24 protein-coding genes are annotated in these 25961 nt (G+C 70.1%); 15 read left to right on the top strand and 9 right to left on the bottom strand.

The features are described from left to right. The first annotated feature begins 100 nt into the window (after positions 1–100). The 6 genes from SLW52_RS12130 (at position 101) to SLW52_RS12105 (ending at position 6390) form a co-directional block, all read left to right on the top strand. Positions 101–982, top strand: a complete 882-nt coding sequence (locus tag SLW52_RS12130) for an RNA polymerase sigma-70 factor (protein WP_320740472.1) — start codon at positions 101–103, stop codon at positions 980–982. A gap of 84 nt (positions 983–1066) precedes the next feature. After that, positions 1067–1507: a carboxymuconolactone decarboxylase family protein gene (locus SLW52_RS12125; protein WP_295968530.1), complete on the top strand. Its 441-nt coding sequence runs from the start codon at positions 1067–1069 to the stop codon at positions 1505–1507. Positions 1508–1759: 252 nt separating this feature from the next. Then, the gene (locus tag SLW52_RS12120) at positions 1760–2662 is read left to right on the top strand and encodes an arginine deiminase-related protein (protein ID WP_152237124.1); all 903 of its coding nucleotides are present in this window, start codon (positions 1760–1762) and stop codon (positions 2660–2662) included. A 536-nt stretch (positions 2663–3198) separates the two neighbouring features. Further along, positions 3199–5082, top strand: coding sequence for an ABC transporter ATP-binding protein (locus SLW52_RS12115; protein ID WP_320740473.1), 1884 nt, complete (start codon positions 3199–3201; stop codon positions 5080–5082). A 27-nt stretch (positions 5083–5109) separates the two neighbouring features. Next, positions 5110–5508, top strand: coding sequence for a hypothetical protein (locus SLW52_RS12110; protein ID WP_017909042.1), 399 nt, complete (start codon positions 5110–5112; stop codon positions 5506–5508). A 102-nt stretch (positions 5509–5610) separates the two neighbouring features. Beyond that, positions 5611–6390: a ferredoxin--NADP reductase gene (locus SLW52_RS12105; protein ID WP_026143480.1), complete on the top strand. Its 780-nt coding sequence runs from the start codon at positions 5611–5613 to the stop codon at positions 6388–6390. A 240-nt stretch (positions 6391–6630) separates the two neighbouring features. Here the strand turns inward: SLW52_RS12105 and SLW52_RS12100 are convergent, their stop codons facing one another. After that, positions 6631–7122 carry a glutathione peroxidase gene (locus SLW52_RS12100; protein WP_295926024.1) on the bottom strand — a complete coding sequence of 164 codons (492 nt, stop codon included), beginning with the start codon at positions 7120–7122 and terminating at the stop codon, positions 6631–6633. A gap of 330 nt (positions 7123–7452) precedes the next feature. Between SLW52_RS12100 and SLW52_RS12095 the strand changes: the two genes are divergently transcribed. Next, entirely contained in the window at positions 7453–9639 is a 2187-nt protein-coding gene (locus SLW52_RS12095) for a M3 family metallopeptidase (RefSeq protein WP_320740474.1), read from the top strand. 198 nt (positions 9640–9837) lie between these two features. Here the strand turns inward: SLW52_RS12095 and SLW52_RS12090 are convergent, their stop codons facing one another. Together SLW52_RS12090 and SLW52_RS12085 are read right to left on the bottom strand one after the other, a co-directional pair. Then, positions 9838–10638, bottom strand: coding sequence for a hypothetical protein (locus tag SLW52_RS12090; protein ID WP_320740475.1), 801 nt, complete (start codon positions 10636–10638; stop codon positions 9838–9840). Positions 10639–10742: 104 nt separating this feature from the next. Further along, the gene (locus SLW52_RS12085) at positions 10743–12011 is read right to left on the bottom strand and encodes a S8 family serine peptidase (protein ID WP_320740476.1); all 1269 of its coding nucleotides are present in this window, start codon (positions 12009–12011) and stop codon (positions 10743–10745) included. A 108-nt stretch (positions 12012–12119) separates the two neighbouring features. Here SLW52_RS12085 and SLW52_RS12080 point away from each other — a divergent pair, with 108 nt between their 5' ends. After that, on the top strand, positions 12120–12653 hold the full coding sequence (locus SLW52_RS12080) for an RNA polymerase sigma factor (RefSeq protein WP_017907990.1): 534 nt from the start codon (positions 12120–12122) through the stop codon (positions 12651–12653). Continuing rightward, on the top strand, positions 12650–13432 hold the full coding sequence (locus SLW52_RS12075) for a hypothetical protein (RefSeq protein ID WP_295910689.1): 783 nt from the start codon (positions 12650–12652) through the stop codon (positions 13430–13432). The genes SLW52_RS12080 and SLW52_RS12075 overlap by 4 nt, the downstream gene beginning before the upstream one ends. Before the next feature lie 192 nt (positions 13433–13624). Here the strand turns inward: SLW52_RS12075 and SLW52_RS12070 are convergent, their stop codons facing one another. The 3 genes from SLW52_RS12070 to SLW52_RS12060 all read right to left on the bottom strand — a co-directional run bounded on the left by SLW52_RS12070 (position 13625) and on the right by SLW52_RS12060 (position 15517). Further along, positions 13625–14158 carry a MarR family transcriptional regulator gene (locus SLW52_RS12070; protein ID WP_043092243.1) on the bottom strand — a complete coding sequence of 178 codons (534 nt, stop codon included), beginning with the start codon at positions 14156–14158 and terminating at the stop codon, positions 13625–13627. Between the two features lie 142 nt (positions 14159–14300). Next, positions 14301–15128 (bottom strand): DUF3298 and DUF4163 domain-containing protein, encoded by an 828-nt coding sequence (locus SLW52_RS12065; RefSeq protein WP_150410210.1) that lies wholly within the window; start codon positions 15126–15128, stop codon positions 14301–14303. 104 nt (positions 15129–15232) lie between these two features. Further along, on the bottom strand, positions 15233–15517 hold the full coding sequence (locus tag SLW52_RS12060; RefSeq protein ID WP_017915076.1) for a GNAT family N-acetyltransferase: 285 nt from the start codon (positions 15515–15517) through the stop codon (positions 15233–15235). 216 nt (positions 15518–15733) lie between these two features. Between SLW52_RS12060 and SLW52_RS12055 the strand changes: the two genes are divergently transcribed. After that, positions 15734–15940 (top strand): hypothetical protein, encoded by a 207-nt coding sequence (locus SLW52_RS12055; protein ID WP_320740477.1) that lies wholly within the window; start codon positions 15734–15736, stop codon positions 15938–15940. A 152-nt stretch (positions 15941–16092) separates the two neighbouring features. Here the strand turns inward: SLW52_RS12055 and SLW52_RS12050 are convergent, their stop codons facing one another. Both SLW52_RS12050 and SLW52_RS12045 read right to left on the bottom strand, forming a co-directional pair. Further along, entirely contained in the window at positions 16093–16728 is a 636-nt protein-coding gene (locus SLW52_RS12050; RefSeq protein ID WP_017912452.1) for a rhomboid family intramembrane serine protease, read from the bottom strand. A gap of 8 nt (positions 16729–16736) precedes the next feature. Continuing rightward, positions 16737–18293, bottom strand: coding sequence for an oligopeptide:H+ symporter (locus SLW52_RS12045; protein ID WP_148829726.1), 1557 nt, complete (start codon positions 18291–18293; stop codon positions 16737–16739). 154 nt (positions 18294–18447) lie between these two features. Here SLW52_RS12045 and SLW52_RS12040 point away from each other — a divergent pair, with 154 nt between their 5' ends. The 3 genes from SLW52_RS12040 (at position 18448) to SLW52_RS12030 (ending at position 23616) form a co-directional block, all read left to right on the top strand. Further along, entirely contained in the window at positions 18448–20220 is a 1773-nt protein-coding gene (locus SLW52_RS12040) for a M14 family metallopeptidase (RefSeq protein ID WP_320740478.1), read from the top strand. Positions 20221–20296: 76 nt separating this feature from the next. After that, positions 20297–22546, top strand: a complete 2250-nt coding sequence (locus SLW52_RS12035; protein WP_320740479.1) for a glycoside hydrolase family 3 C-terminal domain-containing protein — start codon at positions 20297–20299, stop codon at positions 22544–22546. Between the two features lie 182 nt (positions 22547–22728). Further along, positions 22729–23616 carry an endonuclease/exonuclease/phosphatase family protein gene (locus SLW52_RS12030; RefSeq protein WP_320740480.1) on the top strand — a complete coding sequence of 296 codons (888 nt, stop codon included), beginning with the start codon at positions 22729–22731 and terminating at the stop codon, positions 23614–23616. Positions 23617–24101: 485 nt separating this feature from the next. On the opposite strand, the gene SLW52_RS12025 is transcribed toward SLW52_RS12030, so the two are convergent. After that, the gene (locus SLW52_RS12025) at positions 24102–24713 is read right to left on the bottom strand and encodes a superoxide dismutase (protein WP_048492197.1); all 612 of its coding nucleotides are present in this window, start codon (positions 24711–24713) and stop codon (positions 24102–24104) included. 295 nt (positions 24714–25008) lie between these two features. On the opposite strand from SLW52_RS12025, the gene SLW52_RS12020 reads away from it, so the two are divergent. Together SLW52_RS12020 and SLW52_RS12015 are read left to right on the top strand one after the other, a co-directional pair. Beyond that, the gene (locus SLW52_RS12020; RefSeq protein WP_320740481.1) at positions 25009–25479 is read left to right on the top strand and encodes a ribonuclease domain-containing protein; all 471 of its coding nucleotides are present in this window, start codon (positions 25009–25011) and stop codon (positions 25477–25479) included. Then, positions 25476–25937: a barstar family protein gene (locus tag SLW52_RS12015; RefSeq protein WP_267118117.1), complete on the top strand. Its 462-nt coding sequence runs from the start codon at positions 25476–25478 to the stop codon at positions 25935–25937. Before SLW52_RS12020 ends, SLW52_RS12015 begins: the two co-directional genes overlap by 4 nt. Positions 25938–25961 lie beyond the last annotated feature (24 nt).

Below are 25961 nucleotides of genomic sequence, written 5' to 3'. Positions count from 1 at the left end.
GCTGGCTCTGCGGCTGGCGGGGGGAAACCCGCCCATTTTAGGGCAAAGTGGCGGCCCCGCCCGCTGTCACGCCGGCACGCCCTGTTCCGTCCTGGTCATCATGACCCACGATCCGACCTTCGAATCCCACCGCCCCCGGCTGTTCGGCCTGGCCTACCGCCTGCTCGGCAGCCGCGCCGACGCCGAGGACATCGTGCAGGACGCCTGGCTGCGCTGGCAGGCCAGCGACCGCGGCACGATCCGCGACCCCGAGGCCTGGCTGGTGACCGCCACCACCCGGCTCGGCCTGGACCGCCTGCGCGCGGCGCGCAGCGCCCGCGTCCACTACGTCGGCCCGTGGCTGCCCGAGCCGCTGGAGATCGCCAACGACGCCGACCCGGCCGAGCGCCATGACCGCGCCGAGCAGGTGTCGCTGGCGTTCCTGGCATTGCTGGAGCGGCTGAACCCGCACGAGCGCGCGGCGTTCCTGCTGAAGGAGGCGTTCGACTACGACTACGCGCAGATCGGCCGCACCCTGAAGCGCAGCGAGGCCGGCTGCCGGCAACTGGTGCACCGGGCGCGCGAACGGCTCGGCCAGGGTCAGGCCCGCTTCGCGGTCACGCCCGAACGTCACCGCCAGTTGCTGGAGCGCTTCCTGCACGCCTCGCAACGCGGCGACCGCGCCGCCATCGTCGCCTTGCTGCATGCCGACGCGCAGTTGCGCTCCGACGGCGGCGGCAACGTCACCGCCAGCCTGCGCCCGCTGCACGGCGCCGAGCGCATCGGCCGGCTGTACTGGGCCGTGGCGCGGCGCGGCCTGGGCCTGCAGGCGCGGATCGGCACGGTCAACGGCGAACCGGCGATCCTGCGCTTCCTGGGGCCGCGGCTGCAGTCGGCGACGCTGCTGGTGATCGACGGCGAGCGCATCGCCGAAGTGCTAACGCTGATGAACCCGGACAAGTTGCCGGCGCCGACGGCGCGACCTGCAGCCAGCCGTGACTGACCTGCGCCGGCGCTGTCACGCCGCGACGCACCGCCGCGTCCTGGAGGGGAAGGCGGCCATGGTGGCCGCCATGCGCGACCCACCATGCACTTCCATCGCATCGACTACACCCGCCACGAACCCGACGCATTCCGCGCCCTGCTCAGCGCCAGCCAGCAGGTCCACGACGGCACGCTCGGCAGTGCCCTCACCGAACTGGTGTTCCTGCGCGTCTCCCAGCTCAACGGCTGCGCCTACTGCATCGACATGCATGCCACCGCCCTGCGCAGGGCGAGCACCGAACCGCGCAAGCTCGACACCCTCGCCGCCTGGCGCGACAGCCGCTTCTTCGACGCCCGCGAGCGCGCCGCGCTGGACTGGGCCGAAGCGCTGACCACGCTGCCTGCCGGCGCGCCGCCGCAGGCGGTGTACGACGCACTGACGGCGCAGTTCGACCCGGCCGGAATCAGCGCGCTGACCATGGCCGTGGCCCTGATCAATGCCTGGAACCGGCTGGGCGTGGGGCTGCAGCCGGCGCTGCCGTAAGGGTGCTGCGCGTCGGGATTGGGGATTCGGAGGCAGGATCGCGCAACCGGCGGGATGCATAGCGCTTCCGAATCCCGAGTGCTGGCAGCTGGACGTACGGCCTATACGCCAACGCCAGGCAGCCCCCCAGCGCGCGCGGTTCTGCTTGCACGAATCCCCAATCCCGAATCCCCACTCCCGCCACCAAGACCGACATGTCCCCGCAACACGCCGCCGCTAGCGTGGCGCGCATCCCAGACGTGGAGCGCGCGCATGATCGAGAACGCCCTTGCTGTCGGCCTGGCCGACGAGACCGACCTGGCCCTCGCCTCCCCCGAACCGCAGTCCCGCGCCAGCGCCAGCTACCGCCATCGCCTGCTGATGTGCGCGCCGCAGCACTTCGCGGTGGACTACGTGATCAATCCGTGGATGGAAGGCAACGTCCACGCCGCCAGCCGCGAGCGCGCGCAGGCGCAGTGGAACGCGCTGGTGGCAGCTGCCGAGGCGGCAGGCGCCCGCGTCGACTGCATCGCTGCCGCGCCGGGCCTGCCGGACATGGTGTTCAGCGCCAACGCCGGCCTGGTGCTCGGCGACCGTTTCGTGCCCAGCCGCTTCCGCCACGCCGAACGCCGTGGCGAGGAAGCCTTGTTCGCCGCCTGGTGCCGCCAGGCCGGCCTGCGCATCTGCGAACTGCCCGAGCAGGTGTATTTCGAAGGCGCCGGCGACGCGCTGCTGGACCGCGGCGCTCGCCGGCTGTGGATGGGCCACGGCCACCGCAGCGACCTGGCCGCCGCGCACGAGCTGACCGACCTGCTGGACATCGAGGTGGTGCCGCTGCGCCTGGTCGACGCGCGCTTCTATCACCTGGACACCTGCTTCTGCCCGCTGCGCGACGGCTACCTGCTGTACTACCCGGCCGCCTTCGACGCCGACGCGCAACAGGCGATCGCCCAGCACATCCCGGCGTCGCGGCGCATCGCCGTGGGCGAGGCCGATGCCCTCGCCTTCGCCTGCAACGCGGTGGACCTGGACGACACCCTGCTGCTCAACCGCGCCTCGCCCGCGCTGTGCGCCGCTTTGGCCGCGATCGGCTACCGCGTGGTGCAGACCCCGCTGGATGAATTCCTCAAGGCCGGCGGCGCCGCCAAGTGCCTGACCTTGCGTTTGGACGAGTAGGTCGAGCGCGGCGTCATTTGATTGGCCGTTGCACTGCGCAGTGGACTTACGCTCATGGGTTCCTGTGAGTACAGGCGGTCGCGGCTGAAGCCGCTCCTGTAGAAAGCCAGCAAAATCCCTGTAGGAGTGGCTTCAGCCGCGATAGGCTTTGCCGACACGTCCGGCGGGCACAGATTCTCTGCAGCAGTACCACGTCGAACGTCGGCAAGGGCTGGCGCAATAGCACGGTGCGCGGAATGGGCGAATGAGAGTACAGGCGACGCCTCGTGCACCCAACTCCGCGAGACGCTTCGCGCCGCACCCACACCCGTCTCCGGGTGGGAAAGAGGCTAGGTTGTTCCTTCTCCCCTCGGGACCATGGCCCCCTTCTTGGGGGAAGGTGCCCCGAAGGGGCGGATGAGGGTACGGGCGCAGCTTCGCACATCCAACTCCGCGAGACGCTTCGCGCCGGACCCTCACCCCAACCCCTCTCCCGGTGGGAGAGGGGCTTAATCCCCACACTCCCCGCGCACACCCGCCCCCGGCACAATGCGCCGATGGCATCTTCCTCCCCTTCTCATGGCGGCGCCCGCGCCGCGTCCCGCCCCGGCCCGAGCCTGCGCGAGCGCTTCGACGCGATGCGCAACCTGCCGCCGTTCCTGCGCCAGATCTGGCAGACCAGCCGCTGGCTGACCCTCAGCAGCATCGGCCTGCGCGTGATCCGCGCGCTGCTGCCGGTGGCCGCGCTGTACGTCGGCAAGCTGATCATCGACGAGGCCATCCACCTGGTTGGGCAATCGCCCGGGTTCGATTCGCTGGGCCAGGCCCTGGCCAGCGGCCGCCTGAACCGGCTGCTGGAACTGCTGGCCCTGGAGCTGGCGCTGGCGATCGCCTCGGACCTGCTCGGGCGGCTGGTCAGCTATGCCGACACGCTGCTGTCGGAGCTGTTCAACAACACCACCAGCGTGCAGTTGATGGAGCATGCCGCGCAACTGGACCTGGAGGATTTCGAGGATCCGGAGCAGCAGGACCGGCTGGACCGCGCGCGGCGCCAGACCATGGGCCGCATGAACCTGATGAGCCAGTTGTTCGGCCAGGTGCAGGACGCGATCACCGTGGTCAGCTTCGCGGTCGGCCTGCTGGTGTACGCGCCGTGGCTCATCGCCCTGCTGGCGGTGGCGCTGGTGCCGGCCTTCATCGGCGAGGCGCACTTCAACGCGCTGGGCTATTCGCTCAACTTCCAGTGGACGGCCGAACGCCGCCAGCTCGACTACCTGCGCCAGCTCGGCGCCAGCGTCGAGACCGCCAAGGAAGTGAAGATCTTCAACCTGCACAACTTCCTGATCGCGCGCTACCGCGCCCTGGCCGACCGCTACTTCCAGGCCAACCGCGCGCTGGCGCGCAAGCGCATGCTGTGGGGCACGCTGCTGGCGGCGCTGGGTACGCTGGGCTACTACGGCGCCTACGGCTACATCGCCTGGCGCACCGTGCGCGGCGACTTCAGCATCGGCGACCTGACCTTCCTGGCCGGCAGCTTCCTGCGCCTGCGGCAGTTGCTGGAAGGCCTGCTGATCGGCTTCTCGCAGGTGGCCGGGCAGGCGCTGTACCTGGACGATCTGTACTCGTTCTTCCGCATCGTCCCGGAGATCCGCACCCGCCCGGGCGCGGTACCGGTGCCGCGGCCGATCGTGCAGGGCTTCGTGTTCGAGAACGTCGGCTTTCGCTACCCGGACGCCGAACAGTGGGCGGTGCGGCACCTGGACTTCGCCCTGCGCGCCGGCGAAGTGCTGGCCCTGGTCGGCGAGAACGGCGCCGGCAAGACCACCCTGGTCAAGCTGCTGGCGCGGCTGTACGACCCGGACGAGGGCCGCATCCTGCTCGACGGGCGCGACCTGCGCGACTACGACCTGGACGACCTGCGCGCCAACCTCGGGGTGATCTTCCAGGACTTCGTGCGCTACCACTTCAGCGCGGGCGAGAACATCGGCGTCGGCCAGGTCGACGCGCTGGACGACGCGCCACGGATCCGTGCCGCCGCGCAGCGGGCGATGGCCGCCGAGCTGATCGACGGCCTGCCGCAGGGCTACGCGCAGGTGATCGGGCGCCGCTTCAAGACCGGCGTGGACCTGTCCGGCGGCCAGTGGCAGAAGATCGCCATCGCCCGCGCCTACATGCGCGACGCGCAGGTGATGATCCTCGACGAACCGACCGCCGCGCTGGACGCGCGCAGCGAGTTCGAGGTGTTCCAGCGCTTCAAGGAGCTGTCCGACAACCGCACCGCGGTGCTGATCTCGCACCGCTTCTCCAGCGTGCGCATGGCCGACCGCATCCTGGTCCTGGCCGACGGCCGGATCGAGGCCAGCGGCACCCACGACGAACTCATGGCGCAGGGCGGCCGCTACGCGGAACTGTTCGAACTGCAGGCCGCTGGGTATCGTTGAGCCTGGTCCGCCCCTCCCGACACCGCCATGCTCCGCACCCTGCCCTGCCTGTTCGCCGCCGCCCTCGCCGTCCCGGCGCTCGCCGCTCCCGCCGCGGACACGCCGGCGCCCTCCGACTACGCCGCGGCCAAGGCCCTGGCCGACCGCGACGAAGCCGGCCTGCCGGCGGCGATGCAGGAACGCCTGCAGACCCTGCAGCGCGCGGCGCTGGACGAGGGCGTGGCCAGTTGCGCCACGCCGCGTCCGGACACCTCGCCGTTCACCGTGGTGGTGCAGGTGCAGGCCGACGGCAGCGTCGGCGCCAGCTGGCGCAACGGCACCACCCCGCTGGCCCTGTGCCTGGAGCGTTTCCTGCGCCAGCGCCCGCTGCTGGCGCCGCCGCAGGCGCCGCTGTACCTGTCCTACGAGGTCTCGTTCGAGAAGTGAGCCGGATCGCCGTGATCGGCCCGCCCCCAAATGAGATTTGATCTCATTTGAACCGGCATGGGGTAGAATGGCCGCCGTTCCTTCCCCATCACGATCAACGGCATGTCTTCCGCTTTTGGCCCCGAAACGGTGCTCGATGTCCGCCACTGGACCGAGGACTACTTCAGCTTCACCACCACCCGCAACGACGGCTTCCGCTTCGACAACGGCCAGTTCGTGATGATCGGCCTGGAGACGGAGACGCGGCCGCTGCTGCGCGCCTATTCCATCGCCAGCGCCAACTGGGAAGAGCAACTGGAGTTCTTCAGCATCAAGGTGCCGGACGGCCCGCTGACCTCTCGCCTGCAGCACATCAAGCCCGGCGATTCGGTGCTGGTCGGCAAGAAGCCCACCGGCACCCTGTTGATCAGCGACCTGCATCCGGGCCGTCACCTGTACCTGCTGGGCACCGGCACCGGCCTGGCGCCGTGGCTGTCGGTGATCAAGGACCCGGAGACCTACGAGCGCTTCGACAAAGTGATCCTCACCCACGGCGTGCGCTTCGAGAAGGACCTGGCCTACCGCGACTATTTCGAGAAAGAACTGCCGCAGCACGAGTTCCTCGGCGAGACCATCCGCGAGAAGCTGCTGTACTACCCGGCGGTGACCCGCGAGGACTTCCGCAATCGCGGCCGCCTCACCGAGTTGCTTGAGAGCGGCGAAATGCAGCGCACCCTCGGCCTGCCGCCGCTGAACCCGGAACACGACCGCGCGATGATCTGCGGCAGCCCGCAGATGCTGGCCGACCTGCGCCATACCCTGGACGCCCGCGGCTTCGTCGCCTCGCCGCGCATCGGCTCGCCGGGGCATTACGTGTTCGAGCGCGCCTTCGTCGAGAAGTGACGGCGCTGCGCGTCTCCGACCATAGGAGCGGCTTCAGCCGCGACGGGCGTTCCCGGTAAAGCATCGCGGCTGAAGCCGCTCCTGCCGGATAAGCGACACGGCGGCAGGTCAAAGCGAAATAGTGGGGAGTATTTTGTGGGAGGGACTTCAGTCCCGACGCTTTTCAGCTAAACGCGTCGGGACTGAAGTCCCTCCCACAAGAGCACTACCCCAGCAGCTTGGATTCCCCAGGTTGCCTACTCACCCCAGCGCCCGCTCGATATCGGCAGCCAGCGCTTCCGGCTTGTCGGTCGGCGCATAACGCGCCAGCACCTGGCCATCGCGGCCGACCAGGAACTTGCTGAAATTCCACTTGATCGCAGCGATGCCGAGCAGCCCGGATTTTTGCTGCTTGAGCCAGCGCCACAGCGGATGCGCGCCATCGCCGTTGACCTGCACCTTGGCGAACATCGGGAAATCGACGTCGTAACTGAGCGAACAGAACTGACGGATCTCCGCGGCATCGCCCGGCTCCTGATGGCCGAACTGGTCGCAGGGAAAGCCCAGCACCACTAGCCCGCGTTCGCGGTAGCGCTGCCACAGCGCCTGCAGCCCGGCGTACTGCGGGGTGAAGCCGCACTTGGAGGCGACGTTGACGATCAACAGCACCTTGCCGGCGTACTCGGCGAGCGGCTGCTCCTGCCCGTCCAGGGTGGTCGCGGTAAAGGCATAGGCGGTGGTCGGCGTGTCCATGGATCCTCGTGGTGCGGCGCGCCGCAGCGGCGCTGTGTCGAGGCGATGCTACGCGGTGGCCGCAGGCGTCGCCAGCGGGCCGCAGCCGATGCGCGAGGCCGCGTCGCAGACGTCCGCGCGAACCAGCAATACACCGCCAGCGCACCACCGAGGCGTGACTGCACCGGCACAGCCACGCCGAAGAGCGCACTGCATCAAGGTTCACGCCAAATGCCGCAAAGCCTTGCGAAACAAGCGTCGATGCTGCAGCGCTCCCATGGCTTTCGTCACGGGTCACGCCTGCCGGCCTGGGGTAGCCTGCCCGATCACCATGATTGCGGATACCGCTTGATGACCTCTCGCCTCGCCCTTGCCCTCGCCGCCACGCTCGGACTCGCCATGCCCGCCTACGCCGCTCCGGCCACCACGCCCACCGCCGCCACGGCGGCCACGCAGGCCAACCCGTTCTTCGCCGAAAGCCCGCTGCCGCTGCATTACCCGCAGTTCGACAAGATCAAGGACAGCGATTTCGCGCCCGCGTTCGACGCCGGCATGGCGCAGCAGTTGAAGGAAATGCAGGCCATCGCCGATCAGACCGCCAAACCGACCTTCGACAACACCATCGTGGCGATGGAGAAGAGCGGGCAGGTCTTGGACCGCGCCACCACCGTGTTCTTCAACCTGGTCGGCGCCGACACCAACGACACCCGCAAGAAGCTGCAGGCAGAGTACGCCGGCAAGCTGGCCGCGCACCGCGACGCGATCGCGCTCAATCCCAAGCTGTTCGCGCGCATCCAGACGCTGTACGACACCCGCAACCAGCTCGGCCTGGACGCGGAGGGCGTGCGCCTGATCGAGAAGTACCACAGCGACTTCGTCCGCGACGGCGCCAAGCTCAACGACGCCGACAAGGCCAAGCTCAAGGCGATGAACGCCGAACTGGCCGAACTGGGCACTAAGTTCAGCCAGAACGTCCTGGCCGAAGTGAACGCCGCCGCGGTGGTGGTGGACGACGTCAAGCAGCTCGACGGCCTGTCCGACGCGCAGATCGCCGCGGCCGCCGAAGCAGCCAAGGCGCGCAAGCTCGACGGCAAGTACGTGATCGCCCTGCTCAACACCACCGGCCAGCCGCCGCTGGCCCAGCTCAAGGATCGCGCCCTGCGGCAGAAGATCTACGAAGCCTCGGTGTCGCGCGGCAGCCACGGCGGCCCGTACGACAACACCGCGCTGGTGTCGCGGATCATGACCCTGCGCGCCGACCGCGCCAAGCTGCTCGGCTATCCGAACCACGCCGCCTATTCACTGGAAACCCAGACCGCCAAGACTCCCGAAGCGGTCAACGCGATGCTCGGCAAGCTGGCCCCGGCCGCGGTGGCCAATGCCAAGCGCGAGGCAGCCGACCTGCAGGCGATGATCGACCAGGAGCAGAAAGCCGCCGGCAAGCCCGGCTTCAAGCTCGAGGCCTGGGACTGGGCCTACTACACCGAGAAGGTGCGCCAGGCCAAGTACGACTTCGACGAGTCCCAGCTCAAGCCCTACTTCGAACTGAAGAACGTGCTGGAAAACGGCGTGTTCTACGCCGCCAACCAGGAGTACGGGCTGACCTTCAAGCAGCGCACCGACCTGCCGACCTACCGCGACGACGTGCTGGTCTACGACGTGTTCGACGCCGACGGCAGCCAGTTGGCGATCTTCATCGCCGACATGTACGCGCGCGAATCCAAGCGCGGCGGCGCCTGGATGAGCTCCTACGTGTCGCAGTCGGCGCTGACCGGCGACAAGCCGGTGGTCGCCAACCACCTCAACATCCCCAAGCCGCCGGCCGGGCAACCGACCCTGCTGACCTGGGACGAGGTCACCACCGCCTTCCACGAGTTCGGCCATGCGCTGCACGGCATGTTCTCGAACGTGAAGTACCCGTACTTCTCCGGCACCAGCGTGCCGCGCGACTTCGTCGAGTTCCCCTCGCAGGTCAACGAGATGTGGGCCGACGATCCGTCCATCCTCAAGCACTACGCCAAGCACTACCAGAGCGGCGCGCCGATGCCGCAGGCGCTGCTGGACAAGGTGGTGGCCACCGCCAAGTTCAACCAGGGCTTCGCCACCACCGAGTACCTGGGCGCGGCGATGCTCGACCAGCGCTGGCACCAGCTGAGCGCCGGCCAGGTGCCACCGGCATCGGGCGTGATGGACTTCGAGGCCAAGGCGCTGGCCGCCGACGGCATCGCCTATCCGCCGGTGCCGCCGCGCTATCGCACGCCGTACTTCAGCCACATCATGGGCGGCTACGCGGCCGGCTACTACGCCTACATCTGGGCCGAGGTACTGGACGCCAACACCCAGCAGTGGTTCAAGCAGCATGGCGGGCTGAGCCGCGCCAACGGCGACCGCTTCCGCAAGACCCTGCTCTCGCGCGGCGGCAGCGTCGATGCGATGCAGTTGTTCCAGGACTTCGCCGGACACGCGCCGCAGATCGAACCCTTGCTGGAGAAGCGCGGCCTCAACGCCACGCCGGCGGCGACGCCGAGCGCACGCTGAGGCGCAGCGCGCGCTGAGGCGCAGCGCGGCACGGCCCGTGCGGCCGTGCCGCCACGTCGCGACGACGTCGCGGCGGAACACACCCGCGACCGACCGCAGAACGCAACACGCACGACGCCCGGCTCAGCCGGGCGTCGTGTTTTTCAGCCTGCCGTCGCGATGGCGACGCACGGTACGCCGCGCGTGGCCGTCAGCGGCTTACTGGCCGTCGCTGGAGGCGTCGATGCTGGCACCCAGCGAGGCATTGCCGCCGGCCTGCCCCTGCGCCTGACCGCTACCGGCCTGCGCACCGCCCTGGCCACCCGCACCCGCCTGGCCCGACACCGACCCGCCGTGCGTGCCCACGCTGTGCGAGGCGCTGCCGCTGGCCGCACCGTTGGCACTGCCGCTGCCGGACAGCGCCGGCACCGTCGGCACCGTCGGCACCGTCGGCAGGCTGCCGCCGCTGGCGGCGCCGTTGCCGCTGCCGTTACCGGCCGCAGTCGACGCAGCACCGTTACCGGTCACGCCATTGACGGCACCGCCGGCATTGCCGGCGGTCGCCAGCGCCGCCGTGGGATTGGCCGCGCTGGTCGCCGCGCCGAGCGCGCCGTCGGCCTGGCCCATCGCGCTACCGGCCGCGCTGCGTGCCGCCGCACTGCCACTGGCGGCGGCATTGCCGGCCAGCGTGCGGCCCTGGTTCACCGCAGCGCCAGCGGTCTGCGCCGCGCCGTCTGCGGTGGCCGCGCCACGCGCCGCCGCCCGCTGCGCCGCCATCCGCGCACGCTGCGACGACTGCTCGATGCCGCTGCGGGCGCGATCCAGCGGCATTCCGGCGTCCAGGCGGCCGGCGCCCATGCCGTTGCCGCCGAGGCTGCTCCCGCCCAGGCCGCCCAGGGTGCCGTTGACCGCACCGCCCACGCTGCCCGCACCGCCCAGCAACTGCGCGCCGGCCACGCCCGGGATCAGCGCCACCGACGCCACCAGCACCGCGCTCGCCAACAGAGTCTTGCCGTTCATCGCATTCTCCTCGTGTCGCCGCAGGCCATCTGCGGCTCTCATGTCTCCCTACGAATCGAGCGACGCAGAACATCCCGTGCAGGCGGGACGCAGACAGAATGTGTTCAGCCGCCCGGCGCACGCTGCAGCGGCAGGTCCGCGCCGAGCAGCCCGGCGCCGTACACCGGATCGGTGCCGGGCGCACCGAGATCGCGCGCCTGCGCCTGCAACTGCGTGCGCACCTGCGCGGCCGCCTGCGGATTCGGCTGCGGCAAGGCCTGCGCCGCCAGCCGCGCCACCAGCGGCGCCGCGAAGGAGGTGCCGCGCTGCGTCTGCCAGCGGCCCTGCGGTGCCGCGGCGATCAGTTCGCCGACCGCGGCGAAGGCCACCTGCGGCCCTCGCCCCGCCTCCGGCAAGACCCGCGCACGCGCATCCACCGCGGTGACGCCGATCACCCCGGGATAGGCCGCGGGGTACAGCGGCGGTGCCGCCGGGCCGTCGTTGCCCACCGCCGCGACCAGCACGTGGCCGCGCGCGAGCATGCGCTGCACGGCGAGTTGCAGCGCGCGGTTGGGGCCGCCGATCAGGCTGATGTTGATCACCGGCACCTGCTGCTGCGCCATCCATGCCAGTGCCCCGACCAGCTCGACCACGGTGCCGCCATCGGCCTGTCCGCAATAGATGTCGGCCGCATACAGGGTGTGCGCGAACGGCCCGTGCGCCACCGCGCGTCCCGCCAGCAGCGAGGCGACCGCCGTGCCGTGCGGCTGCGCGCGCACCTGCCCGTCGCAGCCCCAGGATTGCACCTGCACGCCGGCCAGCGCCGGATGCGTCGCATCCACGCCGCTGTCGATCAGGCCGACCACGAAGCCGCCCGTCGCGGCACCAGCGGCTGCCGAAGCGGCGGAGGCGCTGGCGGGCGCCGGTGGCGCCGCCGCCGATCCGCTGTAGACGTGGTTGTAGTCGTAATCGCCCTGCGGATCGCGCTCGCGCAGTTGCTGCAGCGCGCGGCGCGTGGACAGGCCCGACGGCACCTGCAGCACCACCAGGCGCAGGCCGAATTCGCCGAAGCTGCGCTGCTCCAACACCGCGAAGCCGGCCGCCTGCGCCGCCTGCAGCGCCGCCGGGTCCGGCTCCAGCGCCACCACCTGCCCGCGCATCACCACCGCGCCGCCCTCGTCGCGCTCCAGCCCGCGCGGATCGCTGCGCAGCAGCGCCTGCAGGCGTTTCAGCCGCAGCCGTTCGAGATCGCCGCGCGCATCCTGCAGCGACTCCCCCACCCGATTCATGCCGCCCTGCATGCCCTGGGTGACGTCCTGCATCAGCCCGCCGGCCGACGGCAGCGCCAGCTGCGCCAACGCTGGTGTCGCCACCGCCAGCCATGCCACGGCCATCCAGCGCATTCGTCTGCCCGTCGCCATGCCCCGCTCCGTTGTCCGCCCCTGTTGGCGTGCCACACTAATCCTGCCATCCCGACACGCGGTGAACGCCGCGCCGCGCCCATGGAAGAAAACCCCTCCGCCGAACGTATCACCGACATGCACGCCGATCCCACGGCCGCCGTCGGCGACGGCATCTGTACCCTGCTGCCGCAGTTGCGGCGCTTCGCGCGTGCCGTCGCCGGCCATCGCGAGGACGCCGACGACCTGCTGCAGATCGCGATCGAGCGCGCCCTGCGCCGCGCCGGGCAATGGCGGCCGGAGACGCCGCTGCAGTACTGGCTGTACGGCATCATCCGCCACGCCTGGATCGACGAGGTGCGGGCGCAGCGGCGACGGCGGCAGGTGTTCGTCGATGCCGCCGAGGGCGAACACGTCGGCGACACGCCGCTGGAGCGGCAGCAGGACTGGATGGCGGTGCAGGCCGCGATGGCCGGCCTGCCCGAGGAACAACGCCTGGCGATCGCGCTGGTGCTGATCGAAGGCCTGTCCTACAAGGATGCCGCGGCGGTGCTGGAGATTCCGCTCGGCACACTCACCAGCCGGCTCGCGCGTGGGCGCGAAGCCCTGCAGGCATCACTGGAGGCGACCGCATGAACACCACGATCGACGCACTCACGCTGCAGGCCTACGCCGACGGCGAACTGGATGCGGCGCAGGCCGCCCAGGTGGAAGCGGCGTTGCGCAGCGACCCGCAGCTGACACAGGCCCTGGAGCGGCTGCGCAGCCTGCAGGCGCGGCTGCGCGCCGGCTTCGCCCCGGTGCTGGACGAAGCGGTGCCCGCGCGCCTGCTCGCCGCCGCGCGTGCACGGCCGGCCGACGCGCCCGGCCAGGACGACGCGGTCGCGACGCTGCCGCCCTCACCCATCCATGCGACGGCGCAGGCAAGCCGGCCGACGCCGCTGCGGCCGCGTGCGCGGCGCCGCTGGGCGCTGCCGGCGGCCTTGGCGGCGGCGCTGTTGCTGGGGCTGTGGATCGCGCAGCGGCAATTGCCGCAGGACGATGCGCACGGCCCGACGGTCGCGGCGGCCCAGGGGAGCGTCGCCGAGGGCGCGCTGGCGCAGGCGCTGACGCAGCAGCTGTCCGGCCAGTCCCAGGGCAGCGTGCGCATCGGCCTGAGCTTCCGCGATCGCGACGGCCATTACTGCCGCACCTTCGCGCTGTCCAACGCCAACGCCGGCCTGGCCTGCCAGCGCAACGGCGCATGGCGGGTGGAACTGCTGGTGCCCGCCGGCGAACGCGAAGACGGCGGCGGCATGCGCATGGCGGCCAGCCCGATGCCGGCCGCGGTGCTGCAGGCGGTGGATGCGCGCATCGCCGGCGAGGCGCTGGATGCCGACGGCGAACAGCGCGCACGCGCACGCGGCTGGCGCTAGGACAGGCCAATGCCCTGCCTGCTTTGGGATGGGCAACGCGCCTAGAACACCTCCGACGCACACCGGAACGCGTCCGGCAGGAGCGGCTTCAGCCGCGACGCGCGTTTCCGACACGCCGGTCGCGGCTGAAGCCGCTCCTGCAGCACATCGATTCACGCTCGATGCCGCGGACGCACCTTCTTCGAGGTGCCCTCAGGGCAGCGCTGCCTGCGTCTTCGACTCGGTGGCAGCGTCGAGACCGTCGATGCCGGCCAGCATCTTCTTCAGCAGTCTCTCCAGTTGCTGCTGCTCGCCGGCATCCAGCGCCGCGGTTTCCGTCTCCAGGAACGCACACACGTCCGGCAGCAAGCGTTCGATCAGGGCGATACCGGCCGGCTGCAGGGTCAGCGCGACCTTGCGCCGGTCTTCCGGACTGGCCGTGCGCGACAGCAGCCCCTTGCTGCACAGGCTGTCGGTGAGACGGGTGATGTTGGCCGGCTTCTCGCTGGCGGCCTCGGCCACCTCGGTGGGGGTGATGCACTGCTCGGGCGTGCCGTACAGCATCATCAGGATCTCGTACTCCGGCGGGCTGATGCCGTACTCCTTTAGCACGCCGCTGGCGTTGGCATGCACGCGCTTGTACAGGTGCTTGACCAGCCGGACCAGGACGGCGGGCTCGCGCGGGAAGGCCGGATAGCGCGCGCAGGTGTGCGCCACGCGCCGCTCGGTCTGATCGAAACTGCCCATAAGAAATCGATTGCAAGTGGGGTAGCCGCCAATGCTACCCATTGCGCATCGTTCCGACGAGGGCACGCGTTGCGTTCCCGCATGCTGTCGACGCGGTGCACCGCACGCCGACGCCGACGCGCGCTGGCGCGCCGGCCACCGCTCAGGCGGCGAACAGCGGCGCGTATTCCGGTGCCACCAGCTCGCGCAGCACGCTGGCCGGCACGTCCACCGTCTGCGTGCCATCGGCGTACGGCCCCACCTGGTACGGCGGAAACACGAAACGCAAGGCGGTGATCTTGCCCGCCGCGTCGACCAACGGCTGGAACTGGCTGAAGTTGCCGGGCTGCGGCTCGGTGCCTTCGGCGATCATCTTGCTGGCGCTGCGCACCTGCTCGTCCTGGTCCTCCGGCGGCACCTGTTCGGCATCCACCCGCGTCTGCACCGCCTGGCGCAGCTGCGCGGCAACGTAGCCGGCCACCTGCTTCCAGTGCGACGCATCCGGGATCAGTGTCTCGGCGGTGAGCATGCGCTGCTGCTGCGGCAGCCACACCCAACGCGCCACCAGCGGTTCGCCGTGCGCACCGCCGGTGTAGCGGCTGCCGTCGGCGCTCAGCGCGACCAGGTCCGGACGCTCCAGCAGCATCTCGAACTGCAGCGAGAGTTCGTAGGGCGCGCGCGGGCGATCGTTGCCGAGCCCGTCGACCGCTTCCATCAGCTCGCTGCGCGCGCTCTGCGCGTAGCGGTTGGCCGCCTCGGCCAGTCCGGGATAGCGGTTGATCGACGGCGGAAAAGTGATGCCGACCACATAGCTGGGGCTGTGTTCGACGATGTCCTTCAGTTCCGGCGGTGTGGTCTGCGCCGGCTCCGGCGCCGCGGAAGCCTCGCTTTGTGCCGGTGCCGCGGCGGGCGCCGGTACGGCGGCCGGTTCCTCGCGTTTGCAGCCGGCCAGTGCCAGCGCCGCGGCGACCGCCAGTGCCGTCCATGCCATCCGCCCGTTGCCCATCGTCTCTGCCCTGCTCACGTCGACTGCCCCTGTTCCTGCAATGCCTGTAAAAGTGGCGCGCATTATCGCGCCGTTGCGGTGCCCGATGCTCAATCGAGCAGCGCCGCGTATTGCGGATGCCGCTGGATGAACACGGCCGCGTACGAACACGCCGGCACCACCTTCCAGCCTTGTGCCTGCGCATGGTCCAGCGCGGCGGCGACCAGTTGCGCCGCCAGCCCGCGCCCGCCGATCGGGCCAGGCACCCCGGTGTGGGTGATGACCATGCGCCCCTGCTCCAGCACGTAGTCGAGTTCGGCGCGATGGCCGTCGACTTGCAGGCTGAAACGGTGCTGCTGCGGATCGTGCGCGATCGGGACGTTCGGTACGGACATGGGAAGTGGGATGTGTCGCGGAGCAGGCAGTGTCCGCTGCGGCTTGCCGCGGCGATGTGAAACACCTGCCCCAGGGCGTCACGCCGCCGACGCGGCGCGTCAGCCGTACGCCGCTCAAGTCGTGCCACGCGCGGCCGATACCGCCAGGACAGGCCGAAAACCTGGCATGGGAGTTGCACCTCCCATCACGCAGCGATCCAACAGGGAACCACGCGCATGAGCGAGACCGAGAGCAAATACGACCGGGGCGACCACAACGCCTCCCTGCTGGAAGGGCTATTCCAACTGTCGGTCAGCGGCGACCACCAGGGCGGCGAGTTCCAGCAGCTCGACGACGAGGTCTACCAGCGCCTCAAGCGCACCTACGAGAACGCCGCCATCGGCAGCGCCAAGGTGCAGTTGCGCGGGCAGCAGACCCGCTGAACCCGGAGGGCGGCCCAACGGACCGCCACCTGCCCAAGCGCGATGCGTGCCCACGACCGCATCGGCGCCACGGCGCATACCCAGCGCAGCGAATGAGAGATGCGCCGATCGCGCGGCGCCGCACGCCCGTGCGGACGCCACCGCGTCGCGGATCAGCCGCGCCCGAAGCGCGGGTTCGCCAGCTCGCCCAGGAAGTGCTGCAGCACCGACGGCTCCATGATCAGCAGGAACATCACGCCGAACGCCGCGCCGGCCAGGTGCGCGCTGTGGTTGACGTTGTCGCCGCCGCGGCGGTCCATCCAGATGCTGTAGCCGACATAGAACACGGCATACAGGATGGCGGGAATCGGAATCGGGATGAAGAAGAAGAAGATCCCGGTCCACGGCGCCATCAGGATGAAGGCGAACAGCACCGCCGACACCGCGCCGGAGGCGCCCAGGCTCATGTAGTTGGGGTTCTTCTGGTTCTTCAGGTAGCTGGGCAGGATCGAGACCACCAACGCCGACAGGTAGAACAGCGGGTACACCAGCATGTTGCCGGTCAGCCGCTCCATCAGCACCTCGATCGGGCCGCCGAAGAAGTACAGCGTGACCATGTTGAACAGCAGGTGCGGGAAATCGGCATGAATGAAGCCGTAGGTCACCAGCCGGTCGTACTGCTTGTGGCGGTCGATCGCCGGCGGCCACAGGATCAGCCGGTCGAGCAGCCGGCGGTTGTTGAACGCCGCCCACGACACCAGCACGGTGAGGACGATCAGGATCAGATTGACGGGGGTGACGGAGGGCATGCGGGGTCTCAGGCGGGGCGGTAGTGGTCGACCATGCGGTAGCGGCGCGCGTACAGCCCGAACAGCAGTGCGGCGACGAACGCGAAGGCAGCGAAGAAGAACATCAGGAACGCGGTCTCGCTGAGCCCGGTGCTGCCGATGTGCGCGGTGACGCGGTCGTTGCGCACCGCCGCGTTGGACAGCAGCACCCACAGGTTGCCGACCGTGGTGGTGAGGTTCCAGAAACTCATCACCACGCCCTTCATCGACTGCGGCGCCTGGCTGTAGGCGAATTCCAGGCCGGTCGCCGAGACCAGCACTTCGCCGAAGGTCAGCAGCGCGTACGGCAGGATCTGCCAGGCGATGGAGAGGGCGTCGCCGCCGTCCATCATCACCTGCAGCGTGCCGACCACGATCCAGGCCAGGCCGCTGAAGGCGATGCCGGCGGTCATCCGCCGCAGCGCGGTCGGCTCGTAGCCGCGGCGGCGCAGCAGCGGATACAGCACCAGGTTGTTGAACGGGATCAGCAGCATCACCAGCGCCGGATTCAGCGCCTGCATCTGCGAGGCGCTGAACCACGCCGGCATCTGCATCTGCTGGCCCTGCAGCACCCAGGTCGAGGCCTTCTGGTCGAACAGCGAGAAGAACGGGGTGACCAGCGCGAACACCACCAGCACCCGTAGCACCGCGCGCACGCCGTCCACCGCCGCATCCGGATGCAGCGCGCGGGCGCGCTCCAGTTGCCACCAGGTGCCGCCGCCGATGCCGGCCAGCAGCAACACCAGCGCCAGGCACAGGCAGATCACCAGGCCCAGGGTCGGCACGAGGGCGAACGTCGCCAGCGCCAGCAGCACCGCCACGCCGGCCAGGGCCAGGCCGGGACGCCCCTGCCCCGGCGCCTGCCGCAGCAGCGCGGTGCGCACCACCTGAGCGAAACCGTGCGGATCCTTGGGCGGCAGCGGCACGCGCACGTAGCGGTGACGCCCGGCCCAGAACACCAGGGTCGCCACCAGCATCAGGATGCCGGGGATGCCGAACGCCCACGCCGGCCCCAGGTTCTTCAGCGCCAGCGGGATCAACAGCGAGGCGAACAGCGAGCCGAAGTTGATGATCCAGTAGAAGGCGTCGAACACAACCTTCGCCAGGTGCTTGTTGCCCTGGTCGAACTGATCGCCCATGAACGAGGCCACTAGCGGCTTGATCCCGCCCGCGCCCAGCGCGATCAGGCCCAGGCCGAGGAAGAAGCCGTTGCGATGGCCCTCGAACAGCGCCAGGCACAGGTGGCCCACACAGTAGATCAGGCTGAACCAGAGGATGGTGCTGTACTTGCCGAAGAAGCGGTCGGCCAGCCAGCCGCCGAGCAGCGGGAAGAAGTACACGCCGATCATGAAGCTGTGCATGATGTGCTTGGCTTCGGCCTCGCGGCCGGGCGCGGTCACTTCCTGAAGCAGCAGCGAGGTGATCAGGAACTGCACCAGGATGTTGCGCATCCCGTAGAAGCTGAAGCGCTCGCAGGCCTCGTTGCCGATGATGTACGGAATCTGCCGCGGCATGCGCGCCGTGGCGCGCTCTTGCGCCGCGCTCATGCGGCGTTCCTCGTGGTGGCTTGGCTGCTCACGGGCCCTCGTCCAGGCAAAATTTTCAGAAGGTTACCCGATCGTTCCGGCGAATCGAACCGCGGTGCTTTCGCAATCGGCGCGCTGCCCGCATCATGGGCGCCTGTCCCGAGACGGTGCCGAGATGATCCGACCCTGGCTGGCCACCCTGTTGCTGCCGATGCTGCTGTGCAGCATGCCGTCGCTGGCCAGCGAGGCGGGCCTGTCCACCGAAGCCGAGCGCAGCGGATTCGCGCGCACCGGCCGCTACGCCGAAACCATCGCGCTGTGCGCTGCCTTCGCGCAGCACTATCCGCAAGCGGTGCGCTGCTTCGACTTCGGCACCACCCCGGAAGGCCGGCCGATGAAGGCGCTGGCGGTATCCACTTCGGGCGCGCTGGATCCGGCGGCCGCGCAGGCACGCAAGCTGCCGGTGGTGCTGATCGAGGGCGGCATTCACGCCGGCGAGATCGACGGCAAGGACGCCGGCTTCCTGGCGCTGCGCCAACTGCTCGACGGCCAGGCCGCGCGCGGCGCGCTGGACAAGCAGGTGTGGCTGTTCGTACCGGTGTTCAACGTCGACGGGCATGAGCGCTTCGGCGCCTGGAACCGGCCAAACCAGCGTGGTCCGGAACAGATGGGCTGGCGCACCACCGCGCAGAACCTCAACCTCAACCGCGATTACGTCAAGGCCGACGCGCCGGAGATGCAGGCGATGCTGCGCCTGGTCGAGCAGTGGGACCCGCTCGTGTATGTGGATCTGCACGTCACCGACGGCGCGCAGTTCGAGCACGACGTGTCGATCCAGGTGGAACCGCTGCACGCCGGCGATACCGCGCTGCGCGGCGACGGCCTGCGCCTGCGCGACAGCGTGCTGGCCGATCTGAAGCGGCAGGGCTCGCTGCCGCTGCCCTACTACCCCTCCTTCGTGGTCAACGACGACCCCGCCTCCGGCTTCGAGGACGGGGTGCCGACGCCGCGCTTCTCGCACGGCTATTTCCAGCTGCGCAACCGCTTCGGCATGCTGGTGGAAACGCATTCCTGGAAGCGCTACCCCGAGCGCGTGCGCATCACCCGCAACACCATCGTCTCGGTGCTGCAGCAGGTGGCGCGGCACGGTGCGCAGTGGCGCGCCGACGCGCTGGCGGCCGACACCCGTGCGCAAGCCCTGGGCGGGAAGACCGTGGCGCTGGACTACCGCACCACCGACGCCTCGCATCTGGTGGATTTCCGCGGCTATGCCTACACGCGCACGCCCTCGCCGGTGTCCGGCGCGCTGATGACCCGCTACGACGAGCGCACCCCACAACTCTGGCGCGTGCCGCTGCGCGACCAGATCGTGCCCAGCGTGGAAGTCGCCGCGCCGCGCGCCGGCTACCTGGTGCCGGCGGCGCAGGCCGCCCTGGTCGGCACCAAGCTGCGCCAGCACGGCATCGCCTTCCGCACGCTGGAGCACGACGCCACCCTGCCGGTGCAGACCTTCCGCGCCGACACCGCCAGCTTCGCCGCCCGCTCGTCCGAAGGCCACCAGCGGCTCAGCGTCGCCGGCGCCTGGAAGCCGGAGACCCGCGCGGTCGGCGCCGGCGCGCTGTTCGTGCCGATCGCCCAGCCCAAGGCGCGGCTGTTGATGGCGCTGCTGGAACCACAGGCGCCGGACTCGCTGCTGCAATGGGGCGAGTTCAACAGCGCGTTCGAGCGCGCCGAGTACATGGAAGACTACGTCGCCGAGGACGTGGCGCGGCAGATGCTGGCCAGCGACCCGGCGCTCAAGGCCGAGTTCGAGGACAAGCTCGAACACGACGCGGCCTTCGCCAAGGATCCGCAGGCGCGGCTGGAGTTCTTCTACCGCCGCCACAGTTCCTGGGACGAGCGCTACCGCCTGTACCCGGTCATGCGCAGCGACGAAGCACCGTCCTGACGCGCGGTTCCACCCTCCCCCCGACTCCCCCCGATGCGCCTTCCCGTCATCTGCTGAAGAGGCTGTTCGCCCCGATATGAAAACGTTTACAGGATCCCTTTGCCTGACCCTCGCGCTGGCCTCGCCTGCCGTCGCCGCGCCGCCGGCGGCGGCCGCGGGCACGGCGTCCACGCCGAACGCCGCCGCTGCGCAGCGCCCGTGGAACGACCGCAACCTGTCGCCGGACCGGCGCGCCGCGCTGCTGGTGCAGGCGATGACCCCGGACGAGAAGTTCCAGATGCTGCACAGCTACTTCGGCCTGGGCAAGGACGGCGGCCCGAAGCCGGCCGGTGCGCTCGGCTCGGCCGGCTACGTGCCGGCGATCGAACGCCTGGGCATCCCGTCGCAGCAACTGGCCGATGCCGGCCTCGGCGTGACCAACCCCGGCAACATCCGCCCCGGCGACCACGCCACTGCGCTGCCCTCCGGCCCGGCCACCGCCGCGACCTGGAACCGCGCACTGGCCTTTGCCGGCGGCGCCACCATGGGCCGCGAGGCCTGGCAGCAGGGTTTCAACGTGCTGCTGGCCGGCAGCGTCAACCTGCAGCGCGACCCACGCAACGGCCGCAACTTCGAGTACGCCGGCGAGGATCCGCTGCTGGCCGGCACGATGGTCGGCGAATCGATCCGCGGCGTGCAGAGCCAGCACGTGGTCTCGACCATGAAGCACTTCGCGATGAACGACCTGGAGACCGGGCGCAACACCCACAGCGCCGACATCGGCGAGCAGGCCATGCACGAGTCGGACCTGCTGGCCTTCGAGCTGGCGCTGAAGATCGGCCAGCCCGGCTCGGTGATGTGCTCCTACAACCGCATCAACGGCGTGTACGGCTGCGAGCACGACTACCTGCTCAACCAGGTGCTGAAGCAGGAATGGAAGTTCCCCGGCTACGTGATGTCCGACTGGGGCGGCGTGCACAGCGGTTCCAAGGCCGCACTGGCCGGCCTGGATCAGCAGTCGGCCGGCGAAGTGTTCGACAAGGCGGTGTACTTCGACCAGCCGCTGCGCATGGCGGTGGCCGCCGGCACCGTGCCGCAGGCGCGCCTGGACGACATGGTCAAGCGCATCCTGCGCGCTTTCATCGCCACCGGCAGCTTCGACAACCCGCCGCAGCACCAGCCGATCGACGACGCCGCCGGCGGCCTGGCCGCGCAGCGCGTGGTCGAGGAAGGCACGGTGCTGTTGCGCAACGAGGGCAAGCTGCTGCCGCTGTCGCGCAACGTGCGCCGCATCGCGGTGATCGGCGGGCATGCCGACAAGGGCGTGATCGGCGGCGGCGGCTCGTCGATGGTCGGCGTCACCGTCAATGGCGGCAACGCGGTGCCGGGGATCGCCCCGACCACCTGGCCGGGCCCGGTGATGTTCCATCCGTCCTCGCCACTGCAGGCGCTGCGCAAGGCCCTGCCCGACGCGCAGATCGACTACGCCAGCGGCGACGACCCGTCGGCGGCGGCCAAGCTCGCGCGCGAGGCCGACGTGGCCATCGTGTTCGCCACGCAATGGTCGGCCGAGTCGGTGGACCTGCCGGACATCGCCCTGCCCGACAAGCAGGACGCGCTGATCGCCGGCGTGGCCAAGGCCAACCCGAAGACCGTGGTGGTCCTGGAGACCAACGGCCCGGTCGCCATGCCGTGGCTGCAGCAGGTGCCGGCGGTGCTGGAAGCCTGGTACCCGGGCATCCGCGGTGGCGAAGGCCTGGCCCGGCTGCTGCTGGGCGAGGTCAACCCGTCCGGCCGCCTGCCGGTCACCTGGCTGCGCGACGTGTCGCAACTGCCGCGGCCGTCGATTCCCGGCCTGGGCTTCAAGCCGGCGCAACCGGCCGGCAGCAACGTCGACTACAACATCGAAGGCGCCAACGTCGGCTATCGCTGGTTCGCCGCGCGCGGCCTGGAGCCGGTGTATCCGTTCGGCTACGGCCTGTCCTACACCACGTTCGCCTACGGCAACTTCAAGGTGCAGGCGGACGGTCACCGTGTCGTCGCCAGCTTCGACGTGCGCAACACCGGCGATAGTGAAGGCGCCGACGTGCCGCAGCTGTACCTGCGCCTGCCGCAGGGCCATCACACCCCGATCCGCCTGGTCGGCTGGGACAAGGTGATGCTCAAGCCGGGCGAGAGCCGCCACGTCAGCATCGTCGCCGAGCCCAAGACCCTGGCCGACTACGATCCGAAGCAGCGCCACTGGCACATTGCCGCCGGCGACTACGAACTGCTGCTGGGCCGTTCGGCGACGCAGGTGGAGGCGCGCGCGCCGCTGCACCTGAAGGACGGCGTGCTGCAGCATTGACCGAGGCGCGCGGCGCACGCGCGCCGTGTGTACCGGTCCCCGCCCCGCCTCCGCGCCTGTGCGCGCCGGAGGTGGGGCGATGTTCGTCATTGCCACCTGCGCGGCACCGATTGTGTGGCGGACGCCGCAGCACCATCGGCTGTATACGCAACCCTGAGACGCTGCGCCGTAGCATCGCCCGCATGACTCCCCGCGTCTTCCAATGGCATCGCACCGGCTGGCTGTTGCTGGCCGTGGCGGCATTGGCGCAGGCGCACGTGGCGGCGGATGCGGTGCCGACGGCCTCGGCCACGGCGGACGCCGCCCTCACCGTGGTCACGCTCACGCTCGCCCCGGATCCGCGCGCCACGCAGGACGGCGACGACTGGATCGCGCGCCGCGAGCGCATTGCCGTGGCCCTGCAGCGCCTGCATCCCGACGCCATCGCCCTGCAGGAGGTGCTGCAGACGCCGGAGATGCCGAACCAGGCGCAATGGCTGGCCGCGCGCCTGGGCTACCACTGCCACTTCATCAGCCCCGATCCGCCGAGCCGGCCGCAACGCCGCGGCAATGCGCTGCTGACCAGGCTGCCGGTGCTGGAAGAGGCCGAGACCTTGCTGCATCCGCTGGAGGACTACAGCGTCGCCGGCCTGGTACGGGTGGACCTGCACGGGCAGCCGGTGAACCTGTACTTCACCCGCCTGCACGCGACGCGCGACGGCGGCGCCAGCCGCCGCGAACAGGCCGAGGACCTGATGGCCTGGATCGATGCCACCGCCGAGGGCGTGCCCTCGCTGCTGGCCGGTGGCTTCTTTGCGGCGGCGCGCGCGCCCGAGCTGGCGCCGTTGGCGGTGCGCTTCGAGGACGCCAGCGTGCGCGGCGAAGCGGCGCGTAACCGGATCGACGTGCGTGCGCCCGGCACGGCGGCGGCCGCCGACCACGTGTTCTTCGAACGCGGCCACTTCCGCCCGCTGCACGGCGCACGCCTGCTCGCGCCGGCGCCCGGCCTGCCCGTGGCCGGCACGCGCGGCCTGCTGATGGCACTGCAACCGCTGGACCCGATACCGACATCGCTGCAACCGGCGCCATAGCGGACGGCAGGCTGGGCACGTTCGCGCGCCGTGCGATCACCGCCTTGCGATGCGGCGCCTGGGGGTGGATCGGCATCGGCATGCCATCGGACCGGAACGATCGGGCATCGCCGATTCCCTGCTTTCGTCACGCACAGCGTCATCTGCAGGAGCGTCTTCGGCCGCGACAAAGCATTCCCGGTAACGCCCATCGCGGCTGAAGCCGCTGCTGCCAGTTGTCTTTCGTCGTTGGCAGAGCTGCCCTGAAGCCGCTCCTGCGCCTGCACGCCAAAGGTTTAGCGCGCCCTGGCGACGCAGCGGCGCAAGCGGCGGCCAATGCGGCATAGGCCGCCATCGCTGCCGAAGCACGCTGGTCACGCGCGCGAGGGCAGCATACCAACCTGGCAGCCACGCCCCACCCGCACTTCCAGCGCTTATGGCGGGCATCCACACAAAAAAAGGCCGGGCGAACCCGGCCTTCTTCATGGTGCAGCGCTGGCGCGCGATCAGCCGATCGCGGCGTGGTAGCGGCGCTCCACTTCCTTCCAGTCGACCACGTTGAAGAACGCGCCGATGTAGTCCGGACGGCGGTTCTGGTACTTCAGGTAGTAGGCGTGCTCCCACACGTCCAGGCCCAGGATCGGGGTGTTGCCCTCGAACAGCGGGCTGTCCTGGTTGGCGGTGCTCTCGACCACCAGCTTCTTGTCGGGGGTGACGCTCAGCCAGGCCCAGCCGCTGCCGAAGCGGGTCAGCGCAGCCTTGGTGAAGGCCTCCTTGAACTTGTCGAAGCCGCCCAGCTCGCTGTCGATCGCCTTGCCGACGTCGCCACTGGGGGTACCGCCGGCGTTGGGCGCCATCACCGTCCAGAACAGCGAGTGGTTGGCATGGCCGCCACCGTTGTTGCGCACCGGGCCCTGCAGGTTCTCCGGCAGCGACTTCAGCTTGGACACCAGCGCCTCGATCGGCAGATCGGCGTACTCGGTGCCTTCCAGCGCGGCGTTGACGTTGTTGATGTAGGTCTGGTGATGCTTGGTGTGATGGATCTCCATCGTCTGCGCATCGATGTGCGGTTCCAGCGCGTCGTAGGCGTAGGGCAACTTGGGGAGGGTGTAGGCCATGCGGTTCTCCTGGACTTTCGCCGTCGAAAGGACGAGCGTTGCGTGAGCAATGGTAGGGACGGTCGGCGACCTTACCAAGGGCGCGGCTGGGGAAACATCGTCCCATCCCGCGGCGGCGGTGCCGGCCGGCCTTGCGAATCGGCGCCTACCATGCCCCACGCCCCGGTTAGTCGGATGTGAATCGTCTGCGTCACGGCGGTGACCGGCGGCGTTTAGAGCGGGAACAGGCAGGCCGGCCCATACTGTGCGCGATGGCGCCATGCCGCGCGCCGCCGCCGTTACTGCAGGAGAGTCCATGCGCAAGCCCGTGCTGTTGATCGCCGCCATCGTGTTGCTGGTGGGCGGGCTGTGGGGCATCCGCGGGCTGCAGCATCCGCCGCACCAGCAATTCGCGCCCTCGCTCGACGCGGCCGCACAGGCGCCGTACACCGCGCCCGGCAAGGCAGCCGCGGCATCGGATGCCGCGACGCCGGAGCTGCCCGCATTCCTGCCGCCCGAAGCCCGCGCCACGGTGGCATTGATCCAGCGCGGCGGCCCGTTCCCGCATCGCCAGGACGGCAGCGTGTTCGGCAACCGCGAGAACCGCCTGCCGGCGCAACCGCGCGGCTACTACCGCGAGTACACCGTCGAGACGCCCGGACTGTCGCATCGCGGCACGCGCCGCATCGTCACCGGCGGCACGCCGCCGCAAGTCTGGTATTACAGCGACGACCACTACGACAGTTTCCGCAGCTTCCAGGTCGGTGGCGCGGAGCCGGCGCGATGAGCGGCTTCCCGTTCGCGCTGAACCTGGCCGAGCCGGCCGCCTCCGGCGTCTACCGCGTCGCCAACCGCGACCTGGACAGCGTCGCCGCCCTGGCCCGCGACGCCGGCCTGCGGCTGTGCCGGATCGACCTGCATGGCTGCACCGGCAAGGCCATGCTGCTGATGCGGCTGACCGCGCAACTGGACTTCCCGCCCGGCTTCGGCCGCAACTGGGACGCGCTGACCGACGGCCTGCGCGACCTGTCCTGGCTGCCCTCGCCGCGCGGCTACGCGCTGCTGCTGGAGGATGCCGGGCAGTTGCAGGCGGTGGCGCAGCCGGCCTTCGACGTGCTGCTGGACATCCTCGACGACGTCGCCCGCGAGTGGGCGCAGGACGGCGTCAGCTTCGTCGCGTTCGTGGGCGGCAGCCGGGACCCGGGACCGGGGACCCGGGACCCGGAAGAGCAGGATCCCGCCTAGCGCCGTTGCCAGCGCGTCCTGCGG

This window comes from Xanthomonas sp. LF02-5 (genome assembly GCF_034105325.1).
Taxonomy (GTDB): Bacteria; Pseudomonadota; Gammaproteobacteria; order Xanthomonadales; family Xanthomonadaceae; genus Xanthomonas_A; species Xanthomonas_A sontii.
This window is presented reverse-complemented; position numbering and strand designations above follow the sequence as displayed.

What these genes read in the sequence shown, in the direction of transcription:
- SLW52_RS12130 (WP_320740472.1), top strand. Translation starts at nt 101, where the DNA reads ATGACCCACGATCCGACCTTCGAATCCCACCGCCCCCGGCTGTTCGGC.
- SLW52_RS12125 (WP_295968530.1), top strand. Translation starts at nt 1,067, where the DNA reads ATGCACTTCCATCGCATCGACTACACCCGCCACGAACCCGACGCATTC.
- SLW52_RS12120 (WP_152237124.1), top strand. Translation starts at nt 1,760, where the DNA reads ATGATCGAGAACGCCCTTGCTGTCGGCCTGGCCGACGAGACCGACCTG.
- SLW52_RS12115 (WP_320740473.1), top strand. Translation starts at nt 3,199, where the DNA reads ATGGCATCTTCCTCCCCTTCTCATGGCGGCGCCCGCGCCGCGTCCCGC.
- SLW52_RS12110 (WP_017909042.1), top strand. Translation starts at nt 5,110, where the DNA reads ATGCTCCGCACCCTGCCCTGCCTGTTCGCCGCCGCCCTCGCCGTCCCG.
- SLW52_RS12105 (WP_026143480.1), top strand. Translation starts at nt 5,611, where the DNA reads ATGTCTTCCGCTTTTGGCCCCGAAACGGTGCTCGATGTCCGCCACTGG.
- SLW52_RS12100 (WP_295926024.1), bottom strand. Translation starts at nt 7,122, where the DNA reads ATGGACACGCCGACCACCGCCTATGCCTTTACCGCGACCACCCTGGAC.
- SLW52_RS12095 (WP_320740474.1), top strand. Translation starts at nt 7,453, where the DNA reads ATGACCTCTCGCCTCGCCCTTGCCCTCGCCGCCACGCTCGGACTCGCC.
- SLW52_RS12090 (WP_320740475.1), bottom strand. Translation starts at nt 10,638, where the DNA reads ATGAACGGCAAGACTCTGTTGGCGAGCGCGGTGCTGGTGGCGTCGGTG.
- SLW52_RS12085 (WP_320740476.1), bottom strand. Translation starts at nt 12,011, where the DNA reads ATGGCCGTGGCATGGCTGGCGGTGGCGACACCAGCGTTGGCGCAGCTG.
- SLW52_RS12080 (WP_017907990.1), top strand. Translation starts at nt 12,120, where the DNA reads ATGGAAGAAAACCCCTCCGCCGAACGTATCACCGACATGCACGCCGAT.
- SLW52_RS12075 (WP_295910689.1), top strand. Translation starts at nt 12,650, where the DNA reads ATGAACACCACGATCGACGCACTCACGCTGCAGGCCTACGCCGACGGC.
- SLW52_RS12070 (WP_043092243.1), bottom strand. Translation starts at nt 14,158, where the DNA reads ATGGGCAGTTTCGATCAGACCGAGCGGCGCGTGGCGCACACCTGCGCG.
- SLW52_RS12065 (WP_150410210.1), bottom strand. Translation starts at nt 15,128, where the DNA reads ATGGCATGGACGGCACTGGCGGTCGCCGCGGCGCTGGCACTGGCCGGC.
- SLW52_RS12060 (WP_017915076.1), bottom strand. Translation starts at nt 15,517, where the DNA reads ATGTCCGTACCGAACGTCCCGATCGCGCACGATCCGCAGCAGCACCGT.
- SLW52_RS12055 (WP_320740477.1), top strand. Translation starts at nt 15,734, where the DNA reads ATGAGCGAGACCGAGAGCAAATACGACCGGGGCGACCACAACGCCTCC.
- SLW52_RS12050 (WP_017912452.1), bottom strand. Translation starts at nt 16,728, where the DNA reads ATGCCCTCCGTCACCCCCGTCAATCTGATCCTGATCGTCCTCACCGTG.
- SLW52_RS12045 (WP_148829726.1), bottom strand. Translation starts at nt 18,293, where the DNA reads ATGAGCGCGGCGCAAGAGCGCGCCACGGCGCGCATGCCGCGGCAGATT.
- SLW52_RS12040 (WP_320740478.1), top strand. Translation starts at nt 18,448, where the DNA reads ATGATCCGACCCTGGCTGGCCACCCTGTTGCTGCCGATGCTGCTGTGC.
- SLW52_RS12035 (WP_320740479.1), top strand. Translation starts at nt 20,297, where the DNA reads ATGAAAACGTTTACAGGATCCCTTTGCCTGACCCTCGCGCTGGCCTCG.
- SLW52_RS12030 (WP_320740480.1), top strand. Translation starts at nt 22,729, where the DNA reads ATGACTCCCCGCGTCTTCCAATGGCATCGCACCGGCTGGCTGTTGCTG.
- SLW52_RS12025 (WP_048492197.1), bottom strand. Translation starts at nt 24,713, where the DNA reads ATGGCCTACACCCTCCCCAAGTTGCCCTACGCCTACGACGCGCTGGAA.
- SLW52_RS12020 (WP_320740481.1), top strand. Translation starts at nt 25,009, where the DNA reads ATGCGCAAGCCCGTGCTGTTGATCGCCGCCATCGTGTTGCTGGTGGGC.
- SLW52_RS12015 (WP_267118117.1), top strand. Translation starts at nt 25,476, where the DNA reads ATGAGCGGCTTCCCGTTCGCGCTGAACCTGGCCGAGCCGGCCGCCTCC.